This is a genomic window from Paucibacter sp. M5-1 (assembly GCF_027498415.2).
Lineage (GTDB): Bacteria > Pseudomonadota > Gammaproteobacteria > Burkholderiales > Burkholderiaceae_C > Roseateles_E.
In genome coordinates this window covers 4255629-4267992 of record NZ_JAPZLM020000001.1, presented here as the reverse complement: position 1 = coordinate 4267992, position 12364 = coordinate 4255629, and the positions used below count along the sequence as shown (strand labels likewise).

The window sequence follows — 12364 nt, the reverse complement described above, 5'->3', positions numbered from 1 at the left end:
CACCGGATGTCAGGTCGCTTGACTGCGTCCATCCCACCGGGAAGGTTCGGGCTGTGCAGCTCCGGGAACCAGGAGCCGGCACGCGGTCAATCAATCAAGCGGCTTCAGGCGAAGTCGGACGGGCGACGCCAGGGCCAGGCTCCCCGGTCGTTCGACCCCTTGATGTGCTTGCGCGTGATGAACATGATGCGGCGCAGTTTAGCAGTGCTTGTGTGACGACTCCGTTCAGGGTTTGTGCGTGATGCACAACACGGACAAGCGGGCGGGCTTCGCGCCATACTTCGCCGATAAAACGGAGCGAGACATGTCGAGACAATTCCTTGCGGCCCTGCTGCTGGCCATGGCCCTGCCCATCCAGGCCCAGACGGTCGAGGTGGCCGGCGTCAAGTACGAGCCCACGGCCGAAGTGGCCGGCCAGAAGCTGCAACTCAACGGCGCCGGCATTCGCTACAAGGCCGTCTTCAAGGTCTATACCGCAGGCCTGTATCTGGGCGCCAAGGCCGGCACGCCGGAGGCCGCGCTCGCCGCGCCGGGCCCGAAACGCCTGCACATCCAGATGCTGCGCGAGATCGACGGCAACGAGCTCGGCAAGCTCTTCACCAAGGGCATGGAGCAGAACGCCTCGCGCGAGGAGTTCGCCAAGGCCATCAACGGCGTGCTGCGCATCGCCGATATCTTTGCGACCAAGAAAAAGCTCACGACCGGCGAGAACTTCAGCGTCGAGTGGATTCCCGGCACCGGCACCGTGGTCTATGTCAACGGCGCCAAGGTCGCCGGCGAGCCGATCAAGGAGCCGGAGTTCTTCGGCGTGCTGCTGAAGATCTGGCTGGGCAAGTCGCCGGCCGACGACCAGCTCAAGGATGCGCTGCTGGGGATTCAGCGCAGCCGCTCGGGACAGTGAGCTGATCCAGCCGGTCCAGGTGCTGCAGCGCCGGCACCGCGTCGATGGGCTCACCGTGGTTGTAGCCATAGCGCACCAGCACCACCGGGCAACCGGCGCCGCGCGCCGCGCGGGCATCGTTGCTGGAGTCGCCGATCATCCAGGTGGCGCCAGGCACCGTGCCCAGCGCCTCGCAGGTCTTGATCAGCGGTAGCGGATCGGGCTTCTTGCGCTCAAAGCTGTCGCCGCCAAACACCCAGCCGAAATAGCCGGCCAGGCCCTTGCGCGCCAGCAGCTCACGGGCAAAGGCCAGCGGCTTGTTGGTCAGACAGGCCATCGGCAGGCCCAGCGCCGCCAGCCGCTCCAGCCCTTCGACCACGCCCGGAAACACCGCCGAGAACTGCCCGTTCAGCGCCAGATAGTGCTGCTGGTAGCGAGACCAGGCGGTCTCGTAGAGCGCGGGCGCTCCACCCACCTCGGCCAGCGTGCTGCGTATCAGGTGCTCGCTGCCCTGGCCTATCGTCAGCTCGACGAACTCGCGGCTCACGGCCGGCAGCGCCAGCTCCTGCAGCACCAGATTCAGCACCGCGACAAAGTCACCCAGCGTATCGACCAGGGTGCCGTCAAGGTCGAGGATGAAGGCTTGGGGGCAGGTCTGAGAGGTCACGGCGGCGGTGGCGAACTGGGGAGCCGCGAGTTTAGCGGGCACGCTGGGCGCACCACCCCGATTTAGACAATTGTTTTACAATACGGACAATTGTTTATAAACGCCATGGACAGCAAAAAAGAACAGCTGCTCGCACTGATACGCGACAACCCCTTCATCGGCCAGCAAGACCTGGCCGAGCGCCTGGGCCTGTCGCGCTCGGCGGTGGCCGGCCATATCGCCAGCCTGACGCGCGAGCGCCGGCTGCTGGGCCGGGCCTATGTGCTGCCGCAGCGTGCGCCCATCGTCTGCATCGGCGGCAGCAATCTGGACCGCAAGCTGCGCACCCTGGCGCCGCTGCAGATGGGCACCTCGAACCCGGTCAGCCAGCGCGAGACGCCCGGCGGCGTGGCCCGCAATGTGGCCGAGAACCTGGCGCGGCTGGGCCTGCCTGTGCATCTGCTCAGCGCGGTCGGCGACGACCCGGCCGGTCGCGAGCTGCTGGCCCATGCGGCGCGGCTGGGCATCGCGACCAGCGGCTCGCTGCAGGCCGCCGACGCTGCCACCGGCAGCTACACCGCCGTACTCGACGCCGATGGCGCGATGCTGCTGGCCCTGGCGCAGATGGCGCTGACCGAGAGGTTGACACCCGATTTCCTGCGCCTCACCTCGGCCCAGCGCGCCAGCGCCAGCCTCACCGTGATCGACCTGAACCTGCCGGCCGACAGCGTGGCCCAGCTGATCAGCGAGGCCGCCGCCGACACGCGGCCGCTGGTCGTCGTCGCGGTCTCGGTGCCCAAGATGGCGCGGCTGCCGCAGGACCTGAGCGGCGTTCACTGCCTGCTGCTGAACGAAGGCGAGCTGGCCGCGCTGTGCGGTGGCAAGCCGCTCTCCAACCCGAGCGCGCTGCGGCGCGCCCATCGCCAGCTGCGCGAGCGCGGCCTGCAACAACTGGTCGTCACCCAGGGCGCGGCCGGCGTGCTCTACAGCGACGGCGACGCGCTGCTGGCGTTGCCGGCACCGAGCGTGCCGGTGCTCGATGTCACCGGCGCCGGCGACGCCTTCTCGGCCGGGGTCTGTGCCTCGCTGTACCAGGACCCGCTCGACCTGGCCCTGGCCTGCCGCCGCGGCCTCGCGCTGTCGGCGCTGACCCTGCAGACCGAAGCCACCGTTCATCCCGATCTCGGCCCCGAACTGCTGCAATCCATCCACTGAGAACCCCCATGAGCACCCTGCACACCTTCATCGAATACTCGGCCGAAGTGGCCGCCGCCCGCGCCGCCGGCAGCCCCATCGTCGCGCTGGAATCCACCATCATTTCGCATGGCATGCCCTACCCGCAGAATGTGCAGACGGCCCGCGAGGTCGAGCAGATCATCCGCGACGGCGGCGCGGTGCCGGCCACCATCGCCATCCTCGACGGCAAGATCCGCATCGGCCTGTCCGAGGCCGAGCTGGAGCTGCTGGGCCAATCGCCCGAGGCGCTGAAGGTCAGCCGGCGTGACCTGCCCTATGTGCTGGCCAGCGGCAAGATCGGCGCGACGACCGTGGCCGCGACGATGATCTGCGCGGCGCTGGCCGGCATCCAGGTCTTCGTGACCGGCGGCATCGGCGGCGTGCACCGCGGCGCCGAGACCTCCTTCGACATCTCGGCCGATCTGCAGGAGCTGGCGCAGACCTCGGTGGCCGTGGTCTGCGCCGGCGCCAAGTCCATTCTCGACATCGGCCTGACCTTGGAGTACCTGGAAACCCATGGCGTGCCGGTGATCGCGATCGGCCAGGACAATTTCGCCGCCTTCTACACGCCCGACAGCGGCTTCAAGGCCGACTTCCGCATCGACGCGGCGGCCGAGCAAGCGCGCTTCCTGCAGACCAAGTGGGCACTGGGCCTGGCCGGCGGCGTCGTGATCGCCAACCCGGTGCCGGCCGGGCAGGCGATGGAGCGCGCCGAGATCGAGCGCATCACCGCGCAGGCCCTGGCCGAGGCGGCCGCGCAAGGCATCGCCGGCAAGGCCGTCACCCCCTATCTGCTGGCCCGCATCAAGGCGCTGACCGAGGGCCGCAGCCTGGCCACCAATATCGCCCTGGTCAAGCACAACGCGGTGGCCGGCGCACGCCTGGCGGTGGCCCTGGCAGCCTGATCAGCCGACCTTGATCGGCGGGGACGAGGGCGGGCGCCCCGCCCCGCTGGCGGCCTTGTGCTTGTACATGTCCTCGTCGGCCAGGCGCAGCAGGCTGGCGGAGTCCTTGGCCATATCGGGAAAGCGGGCGATGCCGATGGCCGCCGAGATCTGCACCACCAGCTTGTGGGTCGGCAGATAGATGGGCTGGCGCAGCAGCGCGTCCAGCTTGTCGCGCACCTGGACGGCCGCCTCATGGCTGCCGACATCGGGCAGGATGACCAGGAACTCGTCCCCGCCGATGCGGCCCACCGTGTCGGCATCGCGCACCGCACCGGCCAGGCGCTGGCCCACCACCTTGAGCACCATATCGCCGGACTCATGGCCGTACTGGTCATTGACCGGCTTGAAGCCGTTCAGGTCGATGAACAGCAGCGCCACGCCCTCGCCTTCGCGCTGGGCCCGGGCCAGCGCCCGCTCCAGCCGGTCGTGCAGCAGGCGCAGCGACGGCAGGCCGGTCAGCGCATCGTGGTTGGCCAGGTGCTGGACCACCTCCTCGGCGCGGGTGCGGCGCTGCACCTCCTCGCGCAGCTCGGCCAGGCTGTGCTCCACCGCATCGGCCATCTCGTCGATCACCGCCGACAGCTCGCCGAACTCGGTGTCCACCGGCAGCTTCGTGCGGCTGCCATGGCGGCCCGAGCGCACCGACTGGGCCCAGTCCCGCAGGGCCGCCAGCGGCTGGCGCACCGAGCGGTCGAAACGGTGCGCCGACCACAGCGCATGCAGGCTCAGCACCAGCAGGATGGCGGCGGCCATATAGGAGGCCTGCCGCACGCTGCGCTGCGCCTGCAGCCGCTCCTGTTCCAGCCGCTGGGCCAGGCTTTGGGTCAGGCGCCGCAGCGGCGCCGCGATTTCGGCCTTGGCGCGCAGATAGGCCTCGCCGTGCAGCAGGTCCAGGGCCTGGCGCCAGTCCTCCGGGCGCGGAGTGAAGCCCGGCCGCTTCTCGACCAGGCCCATGGCCTGGCGCTCCAGTGTCATCAGCGCCTCGGAGCGTTGCCGGGCCTCGTCGAGCAAGCCCAGTTCCTGCGCCGTGAAACCGGCCGCGTGCAGGCGCTCCTGCGCCGAGGCCATGCGGCCGGGGCCGTCGGCAGCCTGCGCTTCGGCCAGGCGCAGATCCCAGAACGCCGCGTCATAGTCCAGCGGACGCGGCGCCTGCCCATCGCGCATGCGCACGATGTCGGCATAGAACTGGGCATAGCGCGGCTGCTGCTGCAGCACGAACAGACGCGCCATCAGGCTCAGCTCGTTGGAGCTTTGATACAGCTCGGCCGCCAGCTGATGGCCCTCGAAGCGCCGCGACTGGGCCTGCTCAAGCGCCCGGTAGGCCGAGGCCAGATGCAGCAGGGCCGCCACCATCAGCCCCACCAGGACGACCTGCACCATCAGGTGGAGGGCGAGCTTGGTGCGTATCTGCATGGCCGCAGCTTAGCGCTGCGGCAGCCAATTGAGTAGCGCTGCGACCCGGGCTGTCACAGCGCCGAGACACGCCCGCTCTGCAGGGCTTCGCGCAATCCCGACGCGCCCAGCTCCACCAGGCTCAACACATGCTCGAAGCCCTGGATGCTGCCGAAATAGGGGTCGGGCACCTCCCGGCCGGCATGGCCGGGCACGAAATCCAGGAATAGATGCAGCTTGTCCTGCTGCTGGGCCGGGCAGAGCAGGCGCAAATCGCGCAGATTGTCATGGTCCATCGCCAGCACCAGGTCGAAACGGGCAAAGTCCTCGGCCTGGACGCGCCGCGAACGCCATTTCTTGCCCAGCTCATAGCCGCGCTGCAAGAGCACGCGGGCGGCGCGGGCATCGACCGGCTCGCCGCGCGGCCCGGCGCGCATGCCGGCCGATTGCACCAGCGCATACAGGCCTTGCGCCTTCAAGACCGCCTCGGCCATCGGCGAGCGGCAGATATTGGCGGTGCACACCAGCAGGATGTTCTTCATCCCCGCGATGATAGGAGACGCCGCTGCGGCCCGGCGTCCCGGCCTTGTCACTTGTTCAAGGCCGATGCTTGGTCGATATTCCGCAGCCCCTGAGCGAAGACTAGTTTGGTGGCTGGCGGCCGGCCAACCAGTATCAGTTTGGTATCAGTATCAGGCGGTGCCGCTGCGCTCGCTGCGTATCAGTTTCTGCACAGGCACATCGAAATACCGTGCCAGTTCGCGGGCCACCCGGTAAATCACCGGCTTGCCGGTTTCGGCCCGCTTGATCGACGCGATCGAGACCCGGATTTTCCGGTCGCTGCAGGAAAATGCCATTTCCTCCTGGCTCTGCAGTTTCTCGCTGCGCAGATCCTTCAGTATCTCGGAGACCAGGAATACCCGCCCAGTGGTCGGCACCGGCCGACCGGCGCGTTCTGTGTCTTGCTGCATGCTCGGACCCTCTTTTGATGATGGGGGCGGGTCGGTCGAGCGTCCCGCCGCGGCGCCGCAGATCTCCACGACGTCACGGACTCTAGGCAGCCCGGTCCCGGGCAAGCTTCCGGAAACCTTCCGGTGCCTCATCAACGAAAAAACCAAGGGACAACCCTTGGTTTTGACGGATCTACGGCCAAACAAGTCCGCGAATTGTCGACCTGCCCGGCGCTGGCGGCAGTCTCAGCTTGGTCTCATCTCGGTCTCAGATGGACGGTGCCGGCTCACTGGTCGTCGTTCTTGACCTCGGGGTCGGTGCTGGGATACAGGCAGGTGACCTCCCCGGGGCTGGAGAACATCAGCACCACGCCCTTGGTGACGATCTCGCTGGTGGGCATGCCTACCGCGACGATGTGTTCGTCATTGGCCGGCGTGAAGTTGTGGCTGTTCAGCGTCGGCGCGTGGCCCAGGGTCTTGAAGACCGAGCCGACCAGCACCAGCGGCGAGGCGGCGGCCTGCACGAAGTTACAAACCCCGGCGCTTTGTGGAATGCGCAAAGGCTGCTCGGCCACCTGGGTACAGGCCGGGTCGGTGAAATAACTGCAGTCGGCATAGTTGCCGCTGGCGTCTATCGAGGCCTTGACATAGTAGGTATTGGTCGACATGGCTATCCCTTTTCAACTGGTTTTCAAATGAATCAGGAGCGGGGATCGCGACGTTCGGCCAACCATTGCTGCTCGGCGCCGACCTGGCTTTTCCGCTCCAGGCAGGAATATGCCTGGACCCAGGTCTCGGTAATATCGAAATGAACCCGCAGCAAGGGCCGCAGGCGGTCCAGCTCGGCCAGCACGGATTCACATTGCGCGCGTGCCGCCGTCTCGGCGCGCGCTTGCGCGTGCAGATCCGCGACGGCCAGCCGGACCTTGGCGCGCTCGGCATGCAGGCGCAGATCGTCGGGCTGGGTCTGCAGTGCATCGCTCAGGCTGGGCAGCAGGCCAGTCAGCAGCTCAAGGGCCTCGGCGTCGTCGCCCTGGGCACGCAGCTCGCGGCCCAGCGCCAGCGTGGTCTGGGCGCGCTGGGGCAGGCGGCGCAGCGTCGCCGCCGCGCTGGCGCCGCTGTTGAAACCCTGCAACTGCGCCAGCAGCTCGCGCAGCCGCGCCGCGCTGCGCCCGGGGGCCTGCGTCTCGATCTCCAGCACCTCGACCCGGGCCAGGCCCAGCCGCCATTTGCGGTTGTCGCTCTCCTGCGCCAGCAAGCGGCCGAACAAGACCTTGGCCCGGCCGAAGGCCGCCAGCGCCTGATCCCGCTGCCCCAGCTTCTGCCAGGCCTGACCGATCCAGGTCTGGGCCACCGCTTCGCTGTCCAGCCATTCCAGATCCGACGGGGCCTGGGCGCGCGCCTGTGTAATGCCCTGCAGCCCCTGCTCGAACAGGCGCCGCGCGGCCTCGAACTCGCCCTGCCACAGCAGGGTCGTGCCCAGCCAGGTCAGGCTGTTGGCCCACCAGGCCTTCAGGCTGAGGTCATCGGGGCGCAGCCGCATCGCCTGCTGCTTGAGCTCGATCGAGGCGCGGAACTGCCGCGCCGCGCCGGGCAGATCGCCACTGTCCAGCATCACCGTGCCCAGGCTGTTCTCGGCATAGGACAGCTCGATCAGCGGCTCGGCCTGGCCGGGCGCCTCTGCCAGCCATTGGGCGCTGTGCTCGCGGTAGGCTCGCCAGGCGGCGCGCGCGGCGTCGAACTGGCGCTGCACATAGAAGGCATGGCCCAACCAGAAATCGGCCGCGCCCTGGGCCTTGCGCCACTGCGGCAGCAGCTCGGCCGCAGGCGTGCCCGCATCGAGCAGGCGGCGCGCCTGCTGCAGCGGTGCTATCGCCGCATCCAGCTCGCGCTTGGAGACCCGCACCTCGCCGATCACGGTCAGCGCCTTGGCACGCTGCAGCAGGGCCTGTGGCTCAGTCGGGCGGTCGCCTTCGGCCAGATGCTTCAGGGCCTGCGCGCCGACGCTGTCGAGCAGCTCAAGCCGCCCCACCGGGCGCAGCTTGTCGGCGAATTCACCCAGCATATAGCCCAGCAAGTCATCGGCCTGCTCGCTGCGCTGGCGCGCCAGCTGCTCGGCGCGGTCGGCTCGCCAGGCCAGCATGCCGCTGAGCAGGGTCAGCAAGGCCAGGCCCAGCACGGCCGCCAGGCGCAGATGCCCGCCGCGCGCGGCGCGGCGGCGCGAGGCCTGCACATAGTCGCGCTCGTCAGCGCTGATCGCGAACTCGCGATGCCCCAGCAGCGCCAGCGCGTCGGCCAGCTGCTTGCCCTTGGGCAGCAGATACTCGGCGGCCCGCCCCTCGGCCTGCCAGCGCGCCACCTGCTGGCGCAGCCGGCTGCGCAGCTGCAGGGCCTGTTGGTGCTCGGCAATCCATTCGGTGACCCGCGGCCAGCGCCGCAGAATCGCCTCGTGGGCGACGCGAAAACCGGCCCGCTGCTCGATCAGATCGCTGACCAGTAGCCGCGCATCGACCAGGGCCTGGACCAGCTCGCGCTCGGCCGCACCACCGAGCTCGTCCCACAGCGCGCGCCGGCTGGTGGCGCGCGCCTCCTCGGCCGACAGGCTGATCTGCAGCGCCAGCACCTGAGGCAGGGCCTGTTGCTGGATGGGCAGCAGACTCTTGATCACGGCCTCGGCGCGCAGGCCGATCGCGCCCTCCAGCCCGCCGAGTTCGCGGTAGGCAGCGAAGCTCAGCTCGCCATGCGGGCTGCGCAGCCGGTACAGCTCCTCCAGCGTGTACTGCAGCAGCGGCAGCGCATCCGGGCTGTGGGCCGCGTCGTCGCAGAGCTGATCGTCGAGCCGCGCCCGGGTGCTCGGATCGATGCCGAAGCTCAGCCCGGCCGCGCGTGCCGGCAGGCGGATCATCTGGGCAATCTCGGCACGGCTGGGCGGGCCCAGGTCGAAGTGCGCGCCGAGCTGCTTGTCGCGCATCAGCAGGCTGTGCTCGGACAGGCGCGGATAGAAATCGTTGCGGCAGGCCGCGATCACGATGACATCGCCGCTGTCGGCCAGGGCCTGCAGCGCGGCCAGCAAGTCGCCAACACAGGCGGCATCGAGATGCGGCGCGACGAACAGCGCCTCCAGCCGGTCGACGAAAAGCAGCAGCGCCGCGTCGCGCCCGCCGCGCGCCGCCGCAATCTCGGCCAGCACGGCCTGCGGCGTGTGCGCCAGGCTCCGGGCCAGGCTGTCGGCACTGGCGCCGGGGAACAGGCAGCGCCCGTCGAGCTCCCAGTCCAGCAGCGCGGCCGCCAGCGCGGCCAGCGGCGCATGCAGGCCGATATCGCCGAGGTCCAGCCCCGTGCTGGCCAGGCCTTGCAGCGCCGGGAACAGGCCGGCCTGCACCAGCGAGGTCTTGCCCGAGCCGCTGGGCCCGAGCAGCAGCGTGAAGGCACGCTGCTCGCGCCAGCGGGCGCGCACGCTGAGCAACAGTTCCTGCAGCACGCGCTCGCGCCCGAAGAAGACCTCGGCATGGGCCGCATCAAAAGCCAGCAGGCCGCGAAACGGCGAGCCGCCGCGCCAGCCGCCCTCGCGGGCCTGGGGCGCGGGGCCATCGCTGGACGCGACCGGGGCCAGCACCCGGTAGCCGCGCTTGCGCAGGGTCTCGATATAGCGCGGCTCGGTGGCGCTGTCGTCCAGCGCGCGGCGCAGCTGGGCCACGGTCTTGTGCACCGGGTTGTCGCCCAGCGGTTGCTCGGGCCAGCACTGCTGCAGCAGCTGCTCGGCGCTGAGCACCTGGCCGGGCTGCTCGCACAGCGCCACCAGCACCTGCATCGCCCGCGGCTCGATCTGGCGGCGCTCTTCGCCCCGGCTCAGGCCATTGCTGGCCGGATCGATCGCCCAGTCGCCGAGGACGAAGCGCATCGCGCGGCGTCGCTCAGCGCGCCAGCTCCGCGCGCATCGCGTCGATGACCGCCTTGTAATCCGGCTTGCCGAAGATGGCCGAGCCGGCCACAAAGGTGTCGGCGCCGGCATCGGCGATCTGGCGGATGTTGTCGACCTTGACGCCGCCGTCGATCTCCAGCCGGATGTCGCGGCCGCTCTGCTCGATGATTCGGCGCGCCGCCTCCAGCTTCTTCAGCGCGCTGGGGATGAAGCTCTGACCGCCGAAGCCCGGGTTGACGCTCATGATCAGCACCAGGTCGACCTTGTCGATCACCCACTCCAGCACGTCCAGCGGCGTGCCCGGGTTGAACACCAGGCCGGCCTGAGCGCCCTCGGCCTTGATCAGCTGCAAGGTGCGATCCACATGGGCGCTGGCCTCGGGGTGGAAGCTCACCAGATCGGCACCGGCGCGCACAAAGGCCTGGGCCAGGCTGTCGACCGGCTGCACCATCAGATGCACATCGATGGGGGCCGGCGTGCCGTCGGGCTTGACGGCGTGCTTTTTCAGTGCCTCGCAGACCATGGGCCCGAAGGTCAGATTGGGCACGTAATGGTTGTCCATCACATCGAAATGGATCCAGTCGGCACCGGCGGCCAGCACGTTGCGGACCTCCTCGCCCAGGCGGGCAAAGTCGGCGGAGAGGATGCTGGGGGAGATCAGCGGCGAGGGGCGGCTTGAGGTGCTCATGATCGGGCGCGGGGCTGGGAGTGAGCCCCGATTTTAGGAGCCCGCCAGCCCGCCGAAGCAGGTGGTCAGCAGCATCTCGATGATTTGCGCATCGCTGTGCTGGCCGCCGGCCTTCAGCAGGGCGAGTACCGGATCGCAGGCGCGGGCGAACAAGGTGTAGAGCACGATCTCGGGCGGCAGATCGGGGCGCAGGCTGCCATCGGCCTGGGCCGCAGCGATCCACTCGCCGAGCTCGTCGCTCAGGGTCAGCAGCCGGTCCATATAGAGCTTGTGCCCCGTCAGCGCCGCGCGCAGGCTGGAGTTCTGCGCCGGCAGCGAGGGCATTTCGCCGGCCAGCTGCACCTGCATGGTCCAGCGCGCCACGGCCTTGAGCCTGTCCAGCGCCGAGCCCGGCTGCTCGCGCAGCCGCGCCAGCTCGGCCAGCGCCCGCTCCAGCACCCGCACCATCGCGGCGGCCGCCAGCTCCTCCTTGGAGCTGAAGTGCTTGTAGAGGCTGGCCTTGGCGATGCCCACATCGGCCACCACCTCATCCACCGTCATCAGGTCGAAGCCCTTCTCGGCCAGCAGGCGGTTGACCGCATCGACGATGGCGTCCTCACGGGCCTGCAGGACCTGTTCGCGGAATGAAACTTTTGCCATGGCCCGATTCTAGGGCCCATCGTAACAATTCAGAACACGCAGGTCGAATTGATACCGTTAAGTATTTTTACAAAACCAATCAGTTGACAAAATGAACTGAACAGTTCAAATTCCGCATCTCCCAGCGCCGACACCCAGAAAGCGAGGACCAGATGCTCAGATGGCTTTGCCCGATGACCACCGCTCACCGCGCCGGCTTGCTGCCCGGCGCTAGCGCCGCTGCGCAGCCGCGCACCGAGCTGCCGACGGCGCCGGCCTGGCTGGTATCAGCCATGCCACGCGCCGGACTGCAGAGCCTGCTCAGCCACGGCCGAAGCCTGACCCTGCTGGCGCCCAGCGACGCCGCGCTGCGGCAGCATCTGAGCGAACAGGGCCTGGGCATGGACGCGCTGCTGGCCGAACCCCAGCGCTTGCGCGCGCTGCTGCTGGAGCATCTGCTGCCTATGCCGCTAAGCCCCGAGCCCGTGCCTCAGCCCCTCCCGCTGCCCAGCATGGGTCGCGGCACCCTGCGACTGCAAGCCGATGCCCAGGGCCCTTGCCTGCTTGATGCCCAGGGCCGTCTGGCCCGTTTGCTGAGCGGTGAGCTGACTTGGGGCGAGTTGCGACTGCATGTCATCGACCGTGTGCTGCAGGCGCCGCAACAAGGCCTGCTGGCCCAGGTGCAGCAGACGCCGTCCCTGAGCGAATTCGCCGAGGCCGTGCATCGCTGCGGTCTCGATGTGGTGCTGCGCTCCAGCGGTCCCTTCACGCTGCTGGCGCCCGACGACAGTGGCTTCAAGCAATTGGCGGCACGCCTGGGTCTGCGTCGGCGCGAGCTGATGAACGATCGCGAGCGGCTCGGCCAACTCGTGCGCCACCATCTGCTTGGCGGACGCTGGCTCAGTCACGAGCTGCCCTGGGGCGCTCGCATGAACAGCATCGAGGGCTCGGCGATCCAGTTCGGCGCGCTGGGCCTGCTGTGCTGCGGCGATACCGCTCAGCCGCTGCAGCCTGGCAGCGACTGGCAAGCCGTCAACGGCGTGCTGCACCGCCTGGCCGCGCCCTTGCTGCCCGACGGCTTCTGA

At 68.9% G+C, this 12364-nt stretch carries 12 protein-coding genes; 4 read left to right on the top strand and 8 right to left on the bottom strand.

From position 1 onward, the window contains the following. Positions 1-304 precede the first annotated feature (304 nt). Positions 305-901, top strand: coding sequence for a chalcone isomerase family protein (locus tag O5M90_RS20180; protein ID WP_137942908.1), 597 nt, complete (start codon positions 305-307; stop codon positions 899-901). Here the strand turns inward: O5M90_RS20180 and gph are convergent. Next, positions 855-1547, bottom strand: coding sequence for a phosphoglycolate phosphatase (gph, locus tag O5M90_RS20175; protein ID WP_269838286.1), 693 nt, complete (start codon positions 1545-1547; stop codon positions 855-857). The genes O5M90_RS20180 and gph overlap by 47 nt on opposite strands. A gap of 105 nt (positions 1548-1652) precedes the next feature. Here gph and O5M90_RS20170 point away from each other — a divergent pair, with 105 nt between their 5' ends. Further along, positions 1653-2741 (top strand): carbohydrate kinase, encoded by a 1089-nt coding sequence (locus tag O5M90_RS20170; protein WP_269838287.1) that lies wholly within the window; start codon positions 1653-1655, stop codon positions 2739-2741. Between the two features lie 8 nt (positions 2742-2749). Further along, complete coding sequence (locus tag O5M90_RS20165; protein WP_440402295.1) at positions 2750-3667, top strand: pseudouridine-5'-phosphate glycosidase; 918 nt, start codon at positions 2750-2752, stop codon at positions 3665-3667. Here the strand turns inward: O5M90_RS20165 and O5M90_RS20160 are convergent, their stop codons facing one another. The 7 genes from O5M90_RS20160 to O5M90_RS20130 form a co-directional block, all read right to left on the bottom strand. Next, positions 3668-5122, bottom strand: coding sequence for a GGDEF domain-containing protein (locus O5M90_RS20160; RefSeq protein ID WP_269838288.1), 1455 nt, complete (start codon positions 5120-5122; stop codon positions 3668-3670). A 53-nt stretch (positions 5123-5175) separates the two neighbouring features. Next, positions 5176-5643: a low molecular weight protein-tyrosine-phosphatase gene (locus O5M90_RS20155; protein ID WP_269838289.1), complete on the bottom strand. Its 468-nt coding sequence runs from the start codon at positions 5641-5643 to the stop codon at positions 5176-5178. Positions 5644-5793: 150 nt separating this feature from the next. Continuing rightward, positions 5794-6072, bottom strand: coding sequence for a helix-turn-helix domain-containing protein (locus O5M90_RS20150; RefSeq protein WP_137942904.1), 279 nt, complete (start codon positions 6070-6072; stop codon positions 5794-5796). A gap of 266 nt (positions 6073-6338) precedes the next feature. Continuing rightward, entirely contained in the window at positions 6339-6719 is a 381-nt protein-coding gene (locus O5M90_RS20145) for a hypothetical protein (protein ID WP_262971624.1), read from the bottom strand. A 32-nt stretch (positions 6720-6751) separates the two neighbouring features. Next, a complete protein-coding gene (locus O5M90_RS20140) occupies positions 6752-9952 on the bottom strand; it encodes an nSTAND1 domain-containing NTPase (protein ID WP_269838290.1) in 3201 nt (1066 codons plus the stop codon). Between the two features lie 13 nt (positions 9953-9965). Continuing rightward, the gene (gene rpe / locus O5M90_RS20135; protein WP_137942901.1) at positions 9966-10661 is read right to left on the bottom strand and encodes a ribulose-phosphate 3-epimerase; all 696 of its coding nucleotides are present in this window, start codon (positions 10659-10661) and stop codon (positions 9966-9968) included. Positions 10662-10694: 33 nt separating this feature from the next. After that, positions 10695-11300 (bottom strand): TetR/AcrR family transcriptional regulator, encoded by a 606-nt coding sequence (locus O5M90_RS20130; protein WP_137942900.1) that lies wholly within the window; start codon positions 11298-11300, stop codon positions 10695-10697. Positions 11301-11473: 173 nt separating this feature from the next. On the opposite strand from O5M90_RS20130, the gene O5M90_RS20125 reads away from it, so the two are divergent. Beyond that, positions 11474-12364 (top strand): fasciclin domain-containing protein, encoded by an 891-nt coding sequence (locus O5M90_RS20125; protein ID WP_269838291.1) that lies wholly within the window; start codon positions 11474-11476, stop codon positions 12362-12364.